This window comes from Nonomuraea candida, assembly GCF_000725485.1.
Classification (GTDB): domain Bacteria; phylum Actinomycetota; class Actinomycetes; order Streptosporangiales; family Streptosporangiaceae; genus Nonomuraea; species Nonomuraea candida.
The window spans coordinates 1-18,721 of record NZ_JOAG01000037.1 but is presented as its reverse complement, the minus strand read 5'-3'; the positions used below and the strand labels follow the sequence as shown (position 1 = coordinate 18,721).

Annotated in this window: 16 protein-coding genes and 2 tRNA genes; 11 read left to right on the top strand and 7 right to left on the bottom strand. The window is 70.5% G+C overall.

Annotated features, from left to right (window positions below):
* Positions 1–29: 29 nt before the first annotated feature.
* On the bottom strand, positions 30–1,280 hold the full coding sequence (locus tag IO39_RS31315) for an ABC1 kinase family protein (RefSeq protein WP_439331492.1): 1,251 nt from the start codon (positions 1,278–1,280) through the stop codon (positions 30–32).
* Between the two features lie 149 nt (positions 1,281–1,429).
* A complete protein-coding gene (locus IO39_RS59125) occupies positions 1,430–2,977 on the bottom strand; it encodes a ThiF family adenylyltransferase (RefSeq protein WP_052423597.1) in 1,548 nt (515 codons plus the stop codon).
* A gap of 264 nt (positions 2,978–3,241) precedes the next feature.
* On the opposite strand from IO39_RS59125, the gene IO39_RS31300 reads away from it, so the two are divergent.
* The 3 genes from IO39_RS31300 to IO39_RS31290 all read left to right on the top strand — a co-directional run bounded on the left by IO39_RS31300 (position 3,242) and on the right by IO39_RS31290 (position 5,185).
* Positions 3,242–4,021, top strand: coding sequence for an enoyl-CoA hydratase/isomerase family protein (locus IO39_RS31300; protein ID WP_043630542.1), 780 nt, complete (start codon positions 3,242–3,244; stop codon positions 4,019–4,021).
* Between the two features lie 205 nt (positions 4,022–4,226).
* The gene (locus IO39_RS31295; protein WP_342671455.1) at positions 4,227–4,604 is read left to right on the top strand and encodes a M48 metallopeptidase family protein; all 378 of its coding nucleotides are present in this window, start codon (positions 4,227–4,229) and stop codon (positions 4,602–4,604) included.
* Complete coding sequence (locus tag IO39_RS31290) at positions 4,601–5,185, top strand: glycosyltransferase (RefSeq protein WP_052423596.1); 585 nt, start codon at positions 4,601–4,603, stop codon at positions 5,183–5,185. Before IO39_RS31295 ends, IO39_RS31290 begins: the two co-directional genes overlap by 4 nt.
* A gap of 33 nt (positions 5,186–5,218) precedes the next feature.
* On the opposite strand, the gene IO39_RS31285 is transcribed toward IO39_RS31290, so the two are convergent.
* The 3 genes from IO39_RS31285 to IO39_RS31275 are packed head-to-tail and all read right to left on the bottom strand — an operon-like array spanning position 5,219 to position 8,096.
* Entirely contained in the window at positions 5,219–6,202 is a 984-nt protein-coding gene (locus tag IO39_RS31285; protein WP_084773790.1) for an endonuclease/exonuclease/phosphatase family protein, read from the bottom strand.
* A gap of 32 nt (positions 6,203–6,234) precedes the next feature.
* Positions 6,235–6,795, bottom strand: coding sequence for an NUDIX hydrolase (locus tag IO39_RS31280; RefSeq protein WP_043630539.1), 561 nt, complete (start codon positions 6,793–6,795; stop codon positions 6,235–6,237).
* The gene (locus IO39_RS31275) at positions 6,792–8,096 is read right to left on the bottom strand and encodes a zinc-dependent metalloprotease (protein ID WP_043630537.1); all 1,305 of its coding nucleotides are present in this window, start codon (positions 8,094–8,096) and stop codon (positions 6,792–6,794) included. Before IO39_RS31275 ends, IO39_RS31280 begins: the two co-directional genes overlap by 4 nt.
* A gap of 82 nt (positions 8,097–8,178) precedes the next feature.
* Between IO39_RS31275 and IO39_RS31270 the strand changes: the two genes are divergently transcribed.
* From IO39_RS31270 to IO39_RS31235, 8 genes are all read left to right on the top strand, one after another.
* Positions 8,179–9,252: an NAD-dependent epimerase/dehydratase family protein gene (locus IO39_RS31270; protein ID WP_043630728.1), complete on the top strand. Its 1,074-nt coding sequence runs from the start codon at positions 8,179–8,181 to the stop codon at positions 9,250–9,252.
* 17 nt (positions 9,253–9,269) lie between these two features.
* Positions 9,270–9,695: a molybdenum cofactor biosynthesis protein MoaE gene (locus IO39_RS31265; protein ID WP_043630535.1), complete on the top strand. Its 426-nt coding sequence runs from the start codon at positions 9,270–9,272 to the stop codon at positions 9,693–9,695.
* A gap of 10 nt (positions 9,696–9,705) precedes the next feature.
* Positions 9,706–10,752 carry a YlbL family protein gene (locus IO39_RS31260; RefSeq protein WP_043630533.1) on the top strand — a complete coding sequence of 349 codons (1,047 nt, stop codon included), beginning with the start codon at positions 9,706–9,708 and terminating at the stop codon, positions 10,750–10,752.
* Between the two features lie 128 nt (positions 10,753–10,880).
* A complete protein-coding gene (locus IO39_RS31255) occupies positions 10,881–13,862 on the top strand; it encodes a UPF0182 family membrane protein (protein WP_043630531.1) in 2,982 nt (993 codons plus the stop codon).
* Positions 13,863–13,918: 56 nt separating this feature from the next.
* Positions 13,919–13,995: transfer RNA gene (locus IO39_RS31250), tRNA-Met, on the top strand.
* Between the two features lie 111 nt (positions 13,996–14,106).
* Positions 14,107–14,183: transfer RNA gene (locus IO39_RS31245), tRNA-Met, on the top strand.
* Between the two features lie 146 nt (positions 14,184–14,329).
* Positions 14,330–16,840 (top strand): sensor histidine kinase, encoded by a 2,511-nt coding sequence (locus IO39_RS31240; protein ID WP_043630530.1) that lies wholly within the window; start codon positions 14,330–14,332, stop codon positions 16,838–16,840.
* The gene (locus tag IO39_RS31235) at positions 16,837–17,505 is read left to right on the top strand and encodes a response regulator (RefSeq protein WP_043630528.1); all 669 of its coding nucleotides are present in this window, start codon (positions 16,837–16,839) and stop codon (positions 17,503–17,505) included. Before IO39_RS31240 ends, IO39_RS31235 begins: the two co-directional genes overlap by 4 nt.
* Positions 17,506–17,536: 31 nt before the next feature.
* Here the strand turns inward: IO39_RS31235 and IO39_RS31230 are convergent, their stop codons facing one another.
* Together IO39_RS31230 and IO39_RS31225 are read right to left on the bottom strand one after the other, a co-directional pair.
* Positions 17,537–17,725, bottom strand: a complete 189-nt coding sequence (locus tag IO39_RS31230) for a hypothetical protein (RefSeq protein WP_043630525.1) — start codon at positions 17,723–17,725, stop codon at positions 17,537–17,539.
* Positions 17,726–17,933: 208 nt separating this feature from the next.
* On the bottom strand, positions 17,934–18,332 hold the full coding sequence (locus IO39_RS31225; RefSeq protein WP_043630523.1) for a hypothetical protein: 399 nt from the start codon (positions 18,330–18,332) through the stop codon (positions 17,934–17,936).
* Positions 18,333–18,721: the final 389 nt, after the last annotated feature.

The window sequence follows — 18,721 nt, the reverse complement described above, 5'->3', positions numbered from 1 at the left end:
GCGCGTACGGCCAGCGGGTCATGGATCGGTCAGTGGCCGATGGCCAGGGGTTCGTCGTCGGGGTCGTCGGCGAAGCCGGGGACCCAGCGGATCACCTCGTCGCGGAAGCGGGCCGTCGTGCCGAGCTGGCAGAGCACGCCGACCCCGGCCGCGTGGACCCGGTGGATGAGGACGTAAGACGGCGGCAGGTTGAGCTGGCGGATCACGTTGGTCGGCCGGAGGTCGGCGACGCTGGCCGCCTGGGCCTGCAGCCACTCCCGGCTGAACGTGAACTCCTCCACGGCCGTCGGCTCCACGTATGGTGCGAGGAAGGCGCGCAGCGCGTCCGGGTCGATCTCGATGTCCTGCCGGATGAAGCCCTCCTGCCGCAGGCCGGCCATGACGGTCTCCATGTCGCCCTGGTTGAAGATCCGCGTGAGCTGGCCGAACGCCCTGGGGTAGCCGTCGGGCAGCCGGTTGACCGCGCCGAAGTCGAGGACGCCGAGCTTGCCGTTGGGGAGCATGCGGAAGTTGCCGGGATGCGGGTCGGCGTGGAGCATCCCGACGCGGGCGGGGGAGCAGAACAGGAAGCGTACGAAGAGCAGCCCGGCCCGGTCGCGCTGCTCCTTGGTGCCCTCGGAGATGATGCGTGACAGCGGGGTGCCGTCCATCCACTCGGTGACCAGCACCATCTCGTTGGCCGCCACCACATCGGGGACGTGGAAGTCGGGATCCTCGTCGAACTCCAGGGCGAACGCGTGCTGCGCCTCCGCCTCCCGCAGGTAGTCGAGCTCCTCGGCGATGCGCTCGCGCAACTCGCTCAGCAGGGACTTCATGTCGAGACCGGGCAGCAGCGCGCCGAACAGCTTGCCCAGCCGCGAGAGCTGGGCGAAGTCGCCGAGCAGGGCCTTGCCCGCCCCCGGGTACTGGATCTTGACGGCCACCTCCCTGCCGTCGCTCCACACGGCCTTGTGCACCTGGCCGATCGAGGCGGCGGCCGTCGGCTGGTCGTCGAAGGACAGGAAGTGCTCGCGCCAGTTGTCACCCAGTTGCTCGGTCAGCACCTTGTGCACCGTGGACACGGGCAGCGGCGGGGCGGCGTCCTGCAGTTTGGTCAGCGTCGCGCGATAGGGCCCGGCGATCTCCTGCGGCAGCGCCGCCTCGAAGATGGACAACGCCTGGCCCAGCTTCATCGCGCCGCCCTTGAGCTCGCCGAGCACCTTGAAGACCTGCTCGGCCGTACGCTGCTGCACCTCCTGCGCCACGATTTCCGCGGACTTGCCCCCGATGCGCTTGCCCAAACCGAGAGCGGCACGACCAGCGAAACCCAGGGGAAGGGTGGCCAGCTTGGCCGAACGCGTGACCGCACGGCGCGGAAGATCGCTCACACTGATGCGCGGAACCTCGGAGAGATGCCGCTTCCCCCCTTCGTGGTCGTCCTCTTAGCACGTCAGTCGTGGTCGGGTGCCATGTCCATTGTTAGCGAACATGGATTGTTTCGCATACAACGACATTGCGGATGCCTCTTCCACGATCGTCTCCTCCAGCGCCATTCAGGCGTAACTTCCATTGTGCCGTTGGTCACAACGGGCTCCCGGCCGTCGAGAAAGGCCAGCGCATGGCCGACGACGGTGCCCGCGACGGCGGACGAGAGCGCCGCGTCGCACGCGATCTCGCCGGGTGGATAGCCGCCCAGGAGGGCCGTCACCAGCCCCCAGTGCGGGTCGTGGTCGCGGTGCGTCAAGTCGATGCAGTGCAGGCACGCCGTGCGCCCCGGCAGGACGAGCGGCCCCACGGTCCCGTGCCCTTCGAACGCCGCCACCAGGAGGTGGGGGATGTTCAGCTCGAGCAGCTCGTTGACCAGCACGCGGTCGAAGGGCGCGACGGGCGCCAGGATGACCAGGTCGGGCCGGTCCGACCTGTCTCCGAGGTAGGTGCCCCCGGTCTGCACGTTCACGGTCGGCCTGTACGACCGCCCCTCGGCCGCCCACCGGTACGGCTGGGCCTCGGCGCCCGATCTCGCCGGCTGCTCATCGGCCCCTGATCTCGGCGCTCGCGGATTGACGGCCGTTCTGGGCGGCTGCCCGCCGGCGGTCCGCTTGTACGGCCGTGCTTCGGCGGCCGATCTCGTCGGCCGGGCACTGGCGGCAGGTCGCGGCGGCTGCCCCCCGGTGCCCGGTCGAGGCGGCTGCCCCCCGGTGACCTGCCGGGGCGGCTGCGCCGGTGGTGTGCCGGTCCGCGCCGGTGGTGTGCCAGTGCGCGCCGGTGGTGTGCCAGTGCGCGCCGGTGGCGTGCTGGTTCGTGCCGGTGGCGTGGCGGGGCGTGGGGGGCGGATGCCGGGGGTGGGCGGGGGTGAGGCGCCGGTGAGCGTGGCCTGGTCGAATTCGTCGGGGTCGACCGGAGGCAGGCCGCCGGAGATGAGCCTTCTCGCCACCGCCACGGCGCCGGCCTCGCGGGACATGCCGACCTCGGCCCAGGTCAGACCGCCGGGAGAGATGTCGGCCGGCTTGGCCTGGCCCGGGTCGAGCACCCGGATGTTGCCCACCCCCGCGGCCGCGAGTTGGGCTACGACCTGCGCGCCGATCCGGCCCGCGCCATAGACCCGGACGCGTGACCGTCTGCGGCGCTCGAAGAGGATGTACATGCCGTCAGGGGCGGTCGAGCCGAGGTCGAGGGCGTCGAGGTCGGGTTTCATGCGGTCTCTCTCGGCCAGTGCGATCTCACGGAGGCATCCGGGGCCGGCGGAGGCGTCGTGGAGGGCGCCCTGGGCGGCGAGCTGATCGAGCAGGGAGCGGGCGCGGGTCTCGTCGAGACCCGCGAGGACCGCCTCCCGCAGCACGCGCTCCAGCTCGCGGGTGCCGTCGAGGCTCTCCAGCCACTTCAGCACGGACGGGGTCAGACCGGTCAGCACGATCGCCCGGAGGGGATGCACGCCGATCTGCATGGTGCGCTCGTCTCGGAGGATGCGCAGGAGGGCGGGCTTTACACGTGGCCTCATGGCGGGAAAGGGTTCCACGCCGGAGCAAGATCCCGAGCGGGTTCGGCGCCGACTGTGGATAACTCCGAACGTGCAGCTCCCGCCTGTGGACAGAGCCACCCCAGAACACCGCACAAGACCGAACCATGGGGAAGGACTGCCACATAGGTGGGGCCGGACCTCGAAGAGGGCTGAACGGCACATCGAGCAGGGCTGAACGGCACATCGAGCAGGGCTGAACGGCACATCGAGCAGGGCTGAAGCCGCCGGGTTACGCTTCCCCGCATGGACGAGCTCTTGGTTGATCGCAAAGACGACGGAGTCGTACTCATCACCCTCAACCGCCCCGACCTCCGCAACGCCATGACCGACGCCATGACCGCCCGATGGCGCGAGACCATGGCCGGTCTGGCCGAGGACCGGGAGGCGCGATGCGTCGTCGTCACCGGCGCGGGAACGGCGTTCTGCTCCGGCGGCGACCTGTCCTGGCTGGGCGAGCGCGGCGCGGAGGCCGTGCCTCAGCTGCGCGATCGCATGCTGGCCTTCTACCGCACCTGGCTGATGGTCACCAAGCTCGAGATCCCCACGATCGCGGCCGTGAACGGCCCCGCCGTGGGCGCGGGGCTGTGCGTGGCGCTGGCCTGTGACCTCGTGTACGCCGCCGACGACGCCAAACTGCTGGCCCCCTTCACGTCGCTGGGGCTGCACCCGGGCATGGCGGCCACGTACCTGCTCCCGAGAAGGGCGCAGGGGCTGGCTCGGGAGATGTTGCTGGCGGGGCGGACCGTGTCCGGGGCTGAAGCGGCAGATAAAGGACTAGTGACTCAAAGTTTCCCGAAAAATGACCTTATGTCGCAGGTGGGGGGCATCGCCGCAAAGATCGCACAGAACGCACCGATTGCCACAAGGCTCACCAAAGTGGCGCTGAATCAAGACCATCAAGACCTGGAAGCCGCTCTGAGGTGGGAATCCTTGGCCCAGCCCGTGACCATGGCCTCGGCCGACATGCTGGAGGGACTGGCCGCACATCGGGAAAGGCGCATGCCCAAATTCACCGGCTCTTAATCATCTGACCAGCAGAAACAACGTCCACCCTCTGTGGAATTTCGCCAGTCTCGGCTAACGTGCATATGTGCCCCCCGAGACAGTCGAGGTTCGTCGCAGTTCTCGTCGCCGGCGTACGGTTTCCGCATACCGCGACGGTGACAAGACGATCGTGCTCCTGCCCGCCTGGCTGAGCGGCGAAGACGCGGATGAATGGGTGAGCCGCATGCTCGATCGGCTGGCCGCCAAGGAACGACGGCGAAGGCCGACCGACGAGGCCCTGCTGGAGAGGGCCAAGGAGCTGTCGGCGAAATATCTGGACGGCGAGCCCGACCCCGTGAGCGTGCGCTGGGTCGACAACCAGCAGCACCGCTGGGGCTCGTGCACCCCCGAGACCGGCACCATCCGCATCTCCACCAGGCTCAAGGGCCTGCCCGAGTGGGTCATCAACTACGTGATCATCCACGAGCTCGTGCACCTGCTGGTGCCCAGCCACGGAGCCAAGTTCTGGGCCCTGGTAGAACAGTACCCGAAGGCGGAGCGGGCCCGCGGGTTCCTGGAGGGTTTCTCCGCCGCGGCCCACACGGCTCCGGAGGAGTGTTGACGCGCATCGCCGCGGTCCTCGTACGACAGCACATGGCGCAGGCCGCGCCGCCGGGCGTCGATCCCGGGCGGTTCCTGACGGCGATCGCCGAGGACACCTACGAGATGGTCGCGGGCCTGGAGCTCGTCACCCCCGTCCTGATCACCAGCGTCCCCGGCCTGGACGACATCGTCTGGCCCGGCACCGAGGTGATCACCGTCGACGAGCACGAGCCGCTGAAGGCCATCCTGGGCCGTCTTAGGGCCGAGCAGGCGGCCGTGATCGCCGCCGACGCCCCCGACCTGCCGCCGCTGCTGGTCGGCAAGTTGTTCAGGGAGCTGGGCCGGGCCGAGGTCACGATCTGCCCCGCGGAGGGCGGCGGCGCCGTGGCCCTGGCCTGCGCCCTGCCCGCACCCGCCTGGGCCGACCCCGACCTGAACGCCCACGACGTGGTCAAAGACCTGCGCGCCCAGGCGCCCGGCCCGCGCAGGGTGGCCACCACGCCCGGCTGGCACCGCCTGCGTGCCCCCGCCGACCTCGAACGCCTCGACCCCGGCCTCGAAGGCTGGGACAACACCAGGGCCCTGCTGCGGGCAGAGTGAGCCGGGCCGGCACGGCGTACGGAAAGGCCCTGGTCAGGGCAGGGTGAGCCAGGCCAGCACGGCGCGGTGGTCGGTGCCGGGCACGTCGCGCACGCTGACCTCCCGCACCCCCACCCGCCGATCCACCAGCACGTGGTCGATCGTGATGAGCGGCGGCACCCGCTTGTTCGCCGGCCACGTCGGGATCAGTCCGGCCCCCACCTGGTCGGCCGCGTCCTTGTAGCCCCGGTCGAGCAGCCCGCGCAGGGCGGCGTGGTCGAGCGAGGCGTTGAAGTCGCCGGCGATGATGCGCACCCGGTGCGGGGAGGCGGAGGGAAAGCCGGACATCGCCTGGTTCCAGTCGTCGATCTGCGGTCCCAGCGGCGGGAACGGGTGCGCGTCGATGAACTCGATCGGCTCACCCCCCGGCACGGAGATCAGCGCCGCCGGCATCTGGTGCCCGACGGGCGGCACGACGTTCTCCAGCGCCCGCACCGGATGCCTGGAGTAGATGCCGCTGCCGCCGGCGCTCCACTCGTCCCGCAGCACGCGGTGCGGCATGATCTCCTTGAGCCCGGCCGCGTCGAGGTCGGCGACCGCGCCGGGGGTCAGCTCCTGGGTGCTCAGCACGTCGGGGCCGAACTCACGCACCAGCTTCATGATCGTCTCGACGTCGGCCCTGCCGAACAACATGTTGAGCGTCATGACCTTCAGCGGCCTGCCGGCCGTGGCCTCCGCCGTGCCCAGCGCCCTGGGCAGCACGCTCGCGCCGAGCGCGGCCGCGGAGAGCAGCGCGACGACGGTGGCGGCACGCCTGCGCCCGACCGCGGCGATCAGGAGGGGGAGCAGCGAGCCCGCCGCCGCGTACGGCGTCGCGGTCATGAGCTGCGTGGGCAGCGACCCCCGCTCCAGGCCGGCGACCCTGGCCACCGCCCAGGCGGCGAACGGGGTCACCGCGACCCACGTCAACGCAGCGGGGAACCTCCCGCGCTTGCGCACCGGTGTCACGATCGTGCCGCCGACGGCCGAGGTCTCCACGCAAGCCCCCTCTGGAACGCCCCGTCAGGACTCTAGCCAAGAGCGCGGGAATCCGAGCCGAGCACGGCCCGGCCGCGCGCCGCCAGCCGCCGCGTCGCCTCGTCGGACAGCTCGGGGATCTCGTCGACCGGGAACCAGCGCAGGTCGAGCGACTCGTCGCTCATCACGGCCTCCGCCCCGGGCGGCGCCACGGCCGCGTATTCGACGTCGAGATGCCAGCACTGCGGCGGATGGCACCAGACCGAGTGCTTGTCGAGCGCGAGCGGCCCGGGCAGCAGCTCAAGACCGGCGATGCCCGACTCCTCCCACGCCTCGCGCCAGGCCGCGGCCGCGAGGGACGTGTCGGAGGGCTCGCAGTGGCCGCCCATGGGCAGCCACATCTTGGCCTTCGGGTGCAGCGTGAGCAGCACCTTGGAGCCGTCGTGCGACAACACCGCCGTGGTCGCCGTCAGATGCCCCGGCACGCACTCGCGCAGCATCGCGTCGTCGTGGCGGCGCAGGTGGTCGAGGAACTCCGCGCGCAGCGCCTCTTCCTCCGGCGTGGGCGCGGTCCAGGCGGACAGCACCTCCACGGCGTCCTGGTGCAGGCTCAACCCCGGTCGCCCTCGTCGTCGGGCTTGGCGTCGGGCCCGGTGTCGGACCCGGTGTCGGACCCGGTGTCCGGCTTGGCGTCGAGCTGGGAGATGTCCCAGGCGGTCTCGCCGCGTACGAACGCGTCGGGATCGTCGAGGTCCTCGGCCGTCGGCATGAGGTCGGGGTGACCCCACAGGGCGTCGCGCCCGTCGACGCCGCGCGCGCTCTCCAGCGCCCGCCACAGCGTCCCGGCCTCGCGCAGCCGCCGCGGCCGCAGCTCCAGCCCCACCAGCGTGCCGAACGTCAGCTCCGCCGGCCCGCCGGTGGCCCGCCGCCTGCGCACCGTCTCGGCCAGCGCCCCGGCCGAGGGCAGCTTGCCCTGGGCGGCGCGGTCGACCACGGTGGCCACCCACCCCTCGACCAGGGCGAGCATCGTCTCCAGCCGCGCCAGGGCGGCCTTCTGCCGCTCGGTCTCCTCGGGCTTGAGCAGGTTGCCCCCGCTCAGCGCCTCCTGGATGGCCTGGGGGTTGTTGATGTCGAGCCCGCGGATCTGCTCTTCGAGCGCCGAGGTGTCGACCGTGATGCCCTTGGCGTATTCCTCGACCGCGCCCAGCAGGTGCGAGCGCAGCCACGGCACGTGCTGGAACAGCCGGTGGTGCGCGGCTTCGCGCAACGCCAGGTAGAGCCTGATCTCGTCGGACGGCACCTCCAGGCCCTCGCTGAAGGAGGCGATGCCGCCGGGCAGCAGCGCCGCCGTGTCGGACAGCGGAAGCCCGATGTCGGTCGTGCCGATGACCTCACGCGCCAGCGTGCCGAGCGCCTGCCCGATCTGCTGGCCGACCATCATGCCGCCCATCTGCTTCAGCATGCCCATCAGCGGCCCGGCCATCTGCTGGGCCTCCGGAGGCAGGCCGGCGCCGCCGAGGGTGCCGCCCATGGTCTCGACCATGCGCTCGGCGATCGGCTCGCACAACTTGCGCCAGACGGGGATCGTGTTCTCGATCCACTCGGAACGGCTCCAGGCCTGCGGGGCCGACACGCCGCTCGGGAGCGTCGTCGCCTCGTTCAGCCACAGGTCCGCCAGGCTGAGCGCGTCGATGATCTGGCGTCGCTCGCCTTCCATGACACTCGGGTCGCCCTCGGCGACCACGGCGTGCCGGGCGATGTTCTTGGCCATGTCCCAGTTGACAGGGCCTGAACCCTGGGGCGCCGACAACATGTCGGCGAACTGGCGCATCGCCTGAGCCATCTGCTCAGGGTTGCCGAACATGGCGAACGGGTTCTCGTTGGGGTCGTTTTCGCGACCTGGCAGGTCAGTCACCGCTCTACCTCATGCAGGATGGAGGAGGAATCCACATCCGCCACGTTAGTCGTCCGATGGCGGATCAGTGCAAAGTGAGGACCTGGTGCCTACCTCGAAACGCCACCGCCAACCCGTCGTCGCCGTCACGGGCGCGGCCTCCGGCCTCGGCCGGGAAGTGCTCGCAAGGCTCGTAACCTCCGCGGATTTCCGCAGAGTGGTGGCCATCGACGAGGAACGCGGCGACGTCCAGGAAGCCACGTGGAGAGTGATCGACGTACGAGATCCGCTCTTGGCGAACCGGATCTCCGACATCGACGTCCTGGTCCATCTGGCCGGTGACTACGCCGTCGACTCCGACCCGGGGGAGCGGCGGGCGTACAACCTGCGCGCCGCCCAGACCGTGCTGACGGCCTGCGCCGCGGCGCGCGTGCGGCGGGTGGTGCTGGTCACGAGCGCGATGGTGTACGGCGCCGCGCCCGACAACGAGGTGCCCCTGCCGGAGGACGCCCCCGTGGCGGCCGAGCCCGACACGGGCGTGGTGGGCGACTTCCTGGAGATCGAGTCGCTGGTGCGCAGGTCCCTGCGCAGCCACCCGGGCCTCGAGGTGACCGTGCTGCGCCCGGCCGCGGTCGTGGGCCCCGGCGTCGACACCGTGATCACCCGTCACTTCGAGTCGCCCAGGCTCCTGACCGTCAAGGGCTGCAGCCCGCACTGGCAGTTCTGCCACATCGACGACCTGATCTCGGCGCTGGAGCTGGCGGCGCGCGGCGTCGTCACGGGCGTGGTCGCGGTCGGCTCCGACGGCTGGCTGGAGCAGGAGCAGGTCGAGGAGCTGTCGGGCATCCGCAGCCTGGAGCTGCCCGCGGGGCTGACGTTCGGCACCGCCCAGCGCCTGCACCGCCTCGGCGTCACCCCGGCGCCCGCCACCGACCTGCACTACGTCGTCTACCCGTGGGTCGTCGACTGCGCGGCGCTGCGCGAGGCCGGCTGGAAGCCGTCGTGGACGAACGAGGCCGCCTTCGAGCAGCTCCTCGAACTGCGCGAGAAGCGCACCACCGTGGTCGGCAGGCGCCTGCCGGTCAAGGAGGCCACGCTGACCGCCGCCGGCGCCACCGTGGCCGTCATCGGCACGGCCGCGATCGTCCGTCAGGTGCGTAAGAAGCGGCGCGGGTGAACGGTTAGGCTCTTTCTGTGGACGTCATCCGATTGCTCGGCATTCGCGACACCCCGCTCTCCGTCGACGAGGTGCTGGCCGCCGTGGGCGACCATGCCGCCGGCGGCACGACGTTCTTCGTGGGCACCGTGCGCGAGCAGGACCACGGCAAGGCCGTGACCAAGTTGTCCTACTCGGCGCACCCCTCGGCGGAGGCCGAGCTGCGGCGGGTGGCGGAGAAGATCGCCGCCGACTTCCCCGTGACCGCGCTGGCGGCCGTGCACCGGGTGGGCGACCTGGAGCTGGGCGACGCGGCGGTGATCGTCGCGGTGGCCGCCCCGCACCGGGGCGAGGCGTTCGAGGCGTCCCGCCGGCTGATCGACGACCTCAAGGCGCAGGTCCCGATCTGGAAGCACCAGGTGTTCGCCGACGGCGAGACCGAGTGGGTCGGCGCCGGCGAATAAGCTCATCGACATGTCACGACGTGCCCTGACCCTGCTGCTGGCGGGATTCCTCGTGCTCGCGCTCGGGGTGGTCGGCGCGTTCCGCCCGGTGCCGTACGTCGTGCTGAGCCCGGGCCCGACCGAGAACACCATCGGCGAGGTCGACAAGAAGCCCGTGATCTCGATCAAGGGCAGGCAGACCTACCCGACCAGCGGCGCGCTGAGCCTGGTCACCGTGGCCTACCAGGGCGGCCCCGCCGCCCAGATCGACCTGCTGACCGCGCTGCGGGGCTGGCTCGACCCGACCGTGGCGGTGGTCCCACAGGAGACGATCTTCGCTCCCGGCCGCGCGCCCAAGGAGGTCGAGGAGGAGAACGTCATCGAGATGACCAACTCCCAGGACGCCGCGACCGCCGCCGCGCTCAACGAGCTGAAGATCCCCTACGAGGTGGCCGTGGGCGTGGTCTCCACCGAGAAGGGCAAGCCCGCCGACGGCAAGGTGCTCAAGGACGACGAGATCACCGCGGTCGACGGCAAGGTGGCCAAGGACGTCACCGCCGTCCAGGACGCGGTCAAGGCGCACAAGCCGGGCGACACGGTGGTGCTCACCGTCCTGCGCGGCAAGGAGAAGCTCGACGTCCCCCTGCGCACGGTGGCGGGCCCCCAGCAGCAGACGATCGTCGGCCTGTCGATGCGGGCCAAGTTCAAGTTCCCGTTCGACGTGGACATCAACGTGGGCGACGTCGGCGGGCCCAGCGCCGGGCTGATGTTCTCGCTCGGCATACTCGACAAGCTCACGCCGGGCGAGCTCACCGGCGGGAAGAAGATCGCCGGCACCGGCACCATCCAGACGACGGGCGAGGTCGGGCCGATCGGCGGCATCGCCCAGAAGATGGTGGGCGCGAAGGACGCCGGCGCGACGATCTTCCTGACCCCGCCGGGCAACTGCGCGGAGGCGGTCAAGGCGGCGCCCGAGGGGCTGCGCCTGGTCAGGGCCGACACGCTGCACGCGGCCGTGTCGGCGCTCGACGCGCTGCGCACGGGCAAGGGCGAAGTGCCGGCGTGCGAGGCCGGATGAAACTTCTGGCGATCGCCGTGCGTTAGCCGTACGGCTGGCACAGCGGTGTAGGTTGCCAGACACGGACCGTTTTTCATTACGACGAGGGGTTGGCCTTGAGCTTCCGGACCCCAGGAGCCGGCAGGGCGATGCGCTTGCCCCGCCGACCGCGACTGCTTCTGCCTGTGGCGATCGCTCTCGTGGCGATCGTGGCGCTGTTCTTCCTTTTCTCCGGCATTTACACCGACTATTTGTGGTTCGACTCGACCGGCTTCACGTCGGTCTTCAGCGGTGTGGTGCTGACCCAGATCGTGCTGTTCCTGGTCGGAGCGGTGCTCATGGTCGGCATCGCGGGCGGCAACATGCTGCTCGCCTTCAAGACCCGGCCGATGTTCGGGCCGGCGATGTTCGGCGGGGGCAGTGGTGCCGACCGCTACCGCATGGCGCTCGACCCCCACCGAAAGCTGATCTTCATCGTCGGCATGGGCCTGCTGGCCATCTTCTCCGGCTCCTCGTTCGCGGGGCAGTGGAAGACGTGGCTGCAGTTCGTCAACGGGGCGCCGTTCGGCAAGACGGACGAGATGTTCCAATATGACATCTCGTTCTTCATGTTCGACTATCCGTTCATCCGGATGGTGCTGAACTTCCTGTTCACCGCCGTGATCATCTCGATCGTGCTGGCGGCGATCACGCACTACCTCTACGGCGGGTTCCGCCTGCAATCCCCCGGCGTGCACGCCTCCAGGGCGGCCCGCGTCCACCTGTCGGTGCTGCTGGGCATCTTCGTGCTGCTCAAGGCCGTCGCCTACTTCATGGACCGGTTCGGCCTGGTCTTCTCCGACCGCGGCTTCGTGCACGGCGCCTCCTACACCGACGTCAACGCGGTGCTGCCGGCCAAGACCATCCTCGCGATCATCGCGCTGATCTGCGCCGCGCTGTTCTTCGCCGGCGTCTTCCGGCCCGGCGGCATGCTGCCCGGCGTCTCCTTCGGCCTGCTCGTGCTCTCGGCCATCCTGATCGGCGGCGTCTACCCGGCGCTGGTCGAGCAGTTCCAGGTCAAGCCCAACCAGCAGGGCAAGGAGGCGCCCTACATCCAGCGCAACATCCAGGCCACGCGCGAGGCGTACAACGTCCACAGGACCGAGGTCGAGACCTACAACGCGCAGGCCGACCCCGCCAAGGTCCAGGCCAACGGCGACACCTCGGTCTCGGGCGTGCGCCTGCTCGACCCGGCGCTGGTCTCCTCGACCTACGAGCAGACGCAGCGGATCAGGGGCTTCTACAGCTTCGCCGACCCGCTCGACGTCGACCGCTACCCCGACAGCAGCGGCAAGATGATCGACCACATCGTCGGCGTCCGCGAGCTGACCGGCCCGCCGGTCGACCAGAACAACTGGATCAACCGGGCCCTGGTCTACACCCACGGCTACGGCTTCGTCGCCGCGCCCGGCAACCAGGTCGACTCCAGCGGCCTGCCCGCCTACGACGCCAAGGACATGCCGGTCGTCGGCCCCCTGGTCACCAGCACGGGCCTGAAGGAGTCGCGCATCTACTTCGGCGAGAGCGACACCTCCGCCTCCGAATACGTGATCGCGGGCGGCAACCCGAACAACCCGCAGGAGCTCGACTATCCGGAGACGGGCGGCACCGGCCAGAAGAACACCACCTACACCGGCGCCACGGGCGTGCCCGTCGGCTCGTTCTTCAACAGGCTGCTCTACGCCGCCAAATACGGCGAGGCCAACATCGTCCTGTCGGGCGACGTCAACGAGAACTCCAAGATTCTCTACGTCCGCAACCCGCGTGACAGGGTCCAGAAGGTCGCGCCGTTCCTCACGCTCGACGCCAACCCCTACCCGGCGATCATCGACGGGCGGGTGCAGTGGATCGTGGACGGCTACACGACGTCCAACGACTACCCGTACGCCCAGAGCGAGAGCCTCGGCGAGATGACGCGCGACACCTCGACCGACCGCCGGGTCATCGCCCAGCAGCCGATCGACCACATCAACTACATCCGCAACTCGGTCAAGGCCACGGTCGACGCCTACGACGGCACGGTCAAGCTCTACGCCTGGGACAACAACGACCCGGTGCTCAAGACCTGGAGCAACGCCTTCCCCGGCACGATCCGCCCGGCCTCCGAGATGAGCAAGCAGCTGCGCCAGCACGTGCGCTACCCGGAAGACCTGTTCAAGGTGCAGCGCTACACCCTGTCGCGCTACCACATCACCAACCCGGCCGCCTTCTACAGCGGCCAGGACTTCTGGAACGTCCCCGGCGACCCGACCCAGGGCGACAAGAACATCAAGCAGCCGCCCTACTACCTGACCACCACGATGCCGGGCGGCACGCCGACGTTCTCGCTGACCACGACGTTCGTGCCGCGCCAGGGCCCCAACCTGGCGGCGTTCATGGCGGTCGACTCGTCCGACGGCCCCGAATACGGCCGCATGCGGATCCTGCGCATGCCGTCGAGCAGCCCCATCCCAGGCCCCGGCCAGGCGCAGAACGCCTTCCAGAGCCGCTTCGCGGGTGAGCTCAACCTGCTCGGGGTGGGCGCCTCGTCGGTCCGCTACGGCAACCTGCTGACGCTCCCGTACGCCGGCGGGCTGGTCTACATCGAACCGGTCTACATCCAGGTGGCCGCGGGCGGCGGGCAGGAGCCGTACCCGATCCTGCAGCGGGTCCTGGTGTCGTTCGGCAGCAAGATCGGTGTGGCGCGCACCCTTGAGGAGGCGCTGCAGGAGGTCTTCGGCGGGGAGCAACAACAGGAACAGACCCAGCCGAACGACCAGCAACAAGAGCAGGCCGGCCAGGAGAGCCAATCCAGTACGGCGCTCAACTCGGCGATCGCCAACGCCAAGAAGGCCTACTCCGACGCGCAGAAGGCGCTGCAGGCCAGCCCGCCCGACTGGGACGCCTACGGAGACGCCCAGAAGCGGCTGGAGGAGGCGCTGCAGGCGCTGGAGGGGACGAACGCGCAGCAGCCGCAGGCGTCGCCGTCACCGTCGCCCTCGGCCTCGCCGACCGCCTCTCCGGCGGCTTCGCCGAGCGCCACCCCGACCGGCTCACCACCGGCTTCACCGACGGCGACCCCAACCGGATCGCCGACGGGCAACACGTCCTAGCGCCTTCAGTTTGCGTCCGCCCCGCGCCGCCCGATAGTCTTTAAAGGCAAGAGCGACGCGGGGTGGAGCAGTTCGGTAGCTCGCTGGGCTCATAACCCAGAGGTCGCAGGTTCAAATCCTGCCCCCGCTACCAGGCCGAAGGCCCGGGATCCGGAAACGGAGACCGGGCCTTCGCATGAAGGCCCCGGATCCCCGTGGTCCGAGCAGTCACTCGAAGCCTGTATAGTTAGTCAAGACACACCGACGCGGGGTGGAGCAGTTCGGTAGCTCGCTGGGCTCATAACCCAGAGGTCGCAGGTTCAAATCCTGTCCCCGCTACCAAGCAGAATCCCCGGCCACCGGATCACCCGGCGGCCGGGGATTCTTCGTTTCTCCGGACGCGTTCGTGGGGGCGGCACTCCGGGCGTGTTCCCGGTTCGGCCGACGGGGCGCGCCTGCGGCGGCCGTACCGGCCGTAACCTGGAGGAATGGCAGGCAGGCCCAGAGGACGGCTGCGCGTCTACCTCGGGGCGGCGCCCGGAGTGGGCAAGACATACTCCATGCTGAGCGAGGCGCGCCGCGCCCGCGAGCGGGGCAAGGACGTCGTCGTCGGCTTCGCCGAGACCCACGGCCGGCCCCGCACCACGGCCCTGCTCGACGGGCTGGAGCTGCTGCCGCGGCGCACCATCGCCTACCGCGGCACGACGTTCACCGAGCTCGACCCCGACGCGGTCATCGCCCGCGCCCCCGCGCTCGTCCTCATCGACGAGCTGGCCCACACCAACGTCCCCGGCTCCTGCAACCCCAAGCGCTGGCAGGACGTCGAGGAGATCCTCGACGCCGGCATCGACGTCGTCTCCACCGTCAACATCCAGCACCTCGAATCGCTGAACGACGTCGTCGAGCGCATCACCGGGACGCCGCAGCAGGAGACCATGCCCGACGAGGTGGTGCGGCGGGCCGACCAGATCGAGCTGGTCGACATGTCACCCGAGGCGCTGCGCCGCCGCCTGGCCCACGGCAACGTCTACGCGCCCGAGCAGGTGGACGCGGCGCTCGCCAACTACTTCCGCGTCGGCAACCTGACCGCCCTGCGGGAGCTCGCGTTGCTCTGGCTGGCGGACAAGGTGGACGAACAGCTCGGCCGCTACCGCAGCGACCACGCCATCGCCGGCACCTGGGAGGCGCGCGAGCGCGTGGTCGTCGCGCTCACGGGCGGGCCGGAGGGCGACACGCTCGTCCGGCGGGCCGCCCGGATCGCGGCCAGGGGCAAGGGCGCCGACCTGCTGGCCGTGCACATCACCAGCGCCGACGGGCTGACCACCGGGGGAGACCCCGCCGACCTCGTACGCCAGCGCGCCCTCGTCGAGGACCTCGGCGGGACCTACCACCAGGTGATCGGCGACGACGTGCCGCAGGCGCTGCTCGACTTCGCCCGCGGCGTGAACGCCACCCAGCTCGTGCTCGGCGCCTCGCGGCGCAAACGGCTGCTCACGCGCGGCGTGGGAGTGACGACCACGGCGCTGTCCGGCTCGATCGACGTGCACATGGTGCCCCACGAGGCCACGGGCAAGGGGCGGTACCGGCCGCGGACGGCGGGCGCGCTGACGCGTACCCGGCGGTTGTCCGGATGGGCGCTGGCACTGCTCGGCATGCCGCTGCTCGCGGTCGCGCTCAGGGCGGCCGGCCTGACGCTGCCCAACGAGATCCTGCTCTTCCTGCTGCTCGTCGTGGCCGTCGCGCTGACCGGCGGCATGTGGCCGGCGCTGACGGCGGCGGTGCTCGGGTTCGGGCTGCTCAACTGGTTCTTCACGCCGCCGCTGCACACGCTGACGATCGCCAGCCCCGAGAACGTGCTCGCGCTGGTCATCTTCGTCCTCGTGGCGGCCATGGTCAGCACGGTCGTGGACCTGGCCGACAGGCGCAGCAGGGAGGCGGCGCGCTCGCGGGCCGACGCCGAGGTGCTGTCCACGCTGGCGGGCCACGTGCTGCGCGGCGAGTCGGCGCTGCCGTCGCTGCTGGCCAGGATGCGCGAGACGTTCGGCCTGACCGCGGTGACCCTCCTCGAACGCGGCGCGCGGGACGGGCAGGCCGGGGCGGGGGAGTGGCGCGTCGTGGCGACGTCCGGCGGCGTGCCCGCCACGAGTCCCGGCCAGGCCGACACCGACGTCGTGATCGACGACCGGCTCGTGCTGACCGCGCGCGGGCGGCTGCTGGAGGCCAGCGGCCGGCGGGTGCTGGAGGCGTTCGCCGCGGAGGCCGCGGTCGCGCTGCGGCAGCAGCGGCTGCGGGAGGCCGCCGACCGGGCCGGGCCGCTGGCCGAGGCCGACCGGATGCGCACCGCGCTGCTCGCCGCGGTCGGCCACGACCTGCGCACGCCGCTCGCCGCGGCCAAGGCGGCCGTGGAGAGCCTGAGCAGCACCGACGTCACCTGGTCCGACGAGGACCGCGCCGAACTGCTCGCCACCGCCGACGAGTCGCTGATCCGGCTGAACCGGCTGGTCTCCAACCTCCTCGACATGAGCCGGCTGCAGGCCGGCGCGCTCGGCGTCAAGCTCGAACCCGTGGCGATCGAGGACGTCCTGCCGCACGCCGTCGACGACCTCGGGCCCCTGCGTGACCGGCTCGCCAGCGACATACCGCCCGACCTGCCGGAGCTCATGGCCGACCCCGCGCTGCTGGAACGGGTGCTGGTCAACCTGATGGCGAACGCCGTACGGCACAGCCCGGGCGGCGAGCCGGTCCTCGTGAGCGCGAGCTGGCACGGCGAGAACGTGGAGATCCGCATCATCGACCGGGGCCCCGGCATCCCGGCAGAAGCGCATGAAAGGGTGTTCCTGCCCTTCCAGCGGCTCGGTGACCGGGACAACCACACGGGAGTGGGGCTCGGCCTGGCGCTCTCACGCGGGCTCACCGAGGCGATGGGCGGCACGCTCGTACCTGAGGACACCCCCGGAGGAGGGCTCACCATGACCATCTCGCTGCGGCGGGCCGCATGACGCGCGTACTCGTGGTGGACGACGAGCCGCAGATGTTGCGGGCGCTGCGCGTCAACCTGGCGGCCAGGCAGTACGAGGTGGCGGTCGCGGCCGACGGCGGCACGGCGCTGCGCCAGGCCGCCGAATGGCATCCCGACCTGGTCATCCTCGACCTGGGGCTGCCCGATCTCGACGGCGTGGAGGTCATTCAGGGGCTGCGCGGCTGGACGACGGTGCCGATCATCGTGCTCTCCGGGCGCGCCGACAGCACCGACAAGGTGGACGCGCTCGACGCCGGCGCCGACGACTACGTGACCAAGCCGTTCAGCATCGACGAGCTGCTCGCGCGGGTGCGCGCGGTCACCCGGCGCCTGGGGCAGCAGGCGGAGGAGAACGCGACGGTGCAGATCGGGGAGCACGTCATCGACCTCGCCCGCAAGACGATCTCCGGAGGGGTGCACCTCACGCCCACGGAGTGGCACTTCCTGGAGCTCCTGCTGCGGAACCCCGGGAAGCTGATCAGCCAGCGCCAGCTCCTGACCGAGGTGTGGGGCAGCGCGTACCTGAAGGAGACGCACTACCTGCGCCAGTACATGGCCCAGCTGCGCCGCAAGCTCGAACGTGACCCGGCGCATCCGGTCCACCTGCTGACCGAGCCGGGCATGGGGTACCGCTTCCAGCCGTAGCGGCGGATCACCTTCCGGAGGCGGCGGGGGATCACGCCTTTCCGGTCATGCGGATCGCTTTGTGCACGGCCCAGCCCGTCAGCAGGAGACCGAAGACGATCTGGACGGCGCGCATCCACAGGGACGAGCCCTGGTCGGCATAGACCACAATGCCGACCCACATCAGGCCGAATATCCCCACCATGGCGACTGCCGCCCAGTTCAGCCCTCGCTGCCACATATGCGAAGTCTTGCAGGCGGGCCGCCAAGTGCGGGTATGCCAGAAGTCGTCATCCCGTCACGCCCCTGACGCGGGTGGTCCGCGCGGGCGTGGCCGAACGGCGCTTGCCGCCCGTACGCCGGGCAGGCGGAGCCGTCCCGCGGCACCGGGCGGCTGGTCCGGGCGACAGACCGGACGGCGGGGCCCGGCGGCTGACCGGGGGCCGGGGTCAGCGGGGGAGCGTGCGGCCGGAGCCGACGCAGCGGCGCAGGCGCAGGCCGCGCGAGCGCGCCGGAGCCGGCTGCTCCAGGCAGGCGAGCAGCGCGGCCGCCGTACGGGCGTCGGACAGGATGCGCTGCGCCGCCTCCCCGTCCTCCGGCAGCTGGCCGCGCTCGGCCAGCTCGTGCCTGAGGAAGGCCAGCGGGTCGGGCGCGTCCACGGAGTCCGCGGCCATGGTCGCCCGCGCCGCCGTCAGCAGGCGCAGGTAGTGGGTGCGCAGGATCGCCTCGCGCATGCGGGCGTGCTCAAGGTCGTCGATCAGAGTCCTGGCGATGCGCAGCAGGTCGCCGGCATGCGTCGCCTCGTCGGCGAGAAAAGCGCGGATGTCATCGAACTCCGACCGGGTCATTGCGGCCACCTCCGAGAGCGCAGACTGCTCGTAGGTAGTTCGTACCGAGGGGCGATTGCGGATGACTTGCCGTCGGCTTGACCGGCGGCGACGAGCTGGGGATATCCCGGCGAGGTTTGAGGGTCAGGTGGTGAGGGAAGAACCTCCTGATTACCTGAGTAGGCCTGAGCACGCGCGCCGGGCTGCTAGAGTTGCTTCCCGCAGGGCGGCCGAGAGGTCCCACAGGGACCTCGGAGATGCCCGGCAAATCCTCTTACTTTCAGAGTCGTCCTTCGCTGGTTTCGCATCAGCTCGGATCGGCTGGTAAGTTAGAGGGGTTGTCTCCGAAAGGGGGCGGCGCTTAATTCCCGCAGGTCGAGCGAGTCCGGTCAATTTGACAGAGACTTGAA

Bases quoted from the DNA above. Each gene is read 5' to 3' on its own strand.
- IO39_RS59125 (WP_052423597.1), bottom strand. From the start codon at position 2,977: ATGAGGCCACGTGTAAAGCCCGCCCTCCTGCGCATCCTCCGAGACGAG.
- IO39_RS31300 (WP_043630542.1), top strand. From the start codon at position 3,242: ATGGACGAGCTCTTGGTTGATCGCAAAGACGACGGAGTCGTACTCATC.
- IO39_RS31295 (WP_342671455.1), top strand. From the start codon at position 4,227: ATGCTCGATCGGCTGGCCGCCAAGGAACGACGGCGAAGGCCGACCGAC.
- IO39_RS31260 (WP_043630533.1), top strand. From the start codon at position 9,706: ATGTCACGACGTGCCCTGACCCTGCTGCTGGCGGGATTCCTCGTGCTC.
- IO39_RS31255 (WP_043630531.1), top strand. From the start codon at position 10,881: ATGCGCTTGCCCCGCCGACCGCGACTGCTTCTGCCTGTGGCGATCGCT.
- IO39_RS31240 (WP_043630530.1), top strand. From the start codon at position 14,330: ATGGCAGGCAGGCCCAGAGGACGGCTGCGCGTCTACCTCGGGGCGGCG.
- IO39_RS31235 (WP_043630528.1), top strand. From the start codon at position 16,837: ATGACGCGCGTACTCGTGGTGGACGACGAGCCGCAGATGTTGCGGGCG.
- IO39_RS31230 (WP_043630525.1), bottom strand. From the start codon at position 17,725: ATGTGGCAGCGAGGGCTGAACTGGGCGGCAGTCGCCATGGTGGGGATA.
- IO39_RS31225 (WP_043630523.1), bottom strand. From the start codon at position 18,332: ATGACCCGGTCGGAGTTCGATGACATCCGCGCTTTTCTCGCCGACGAG.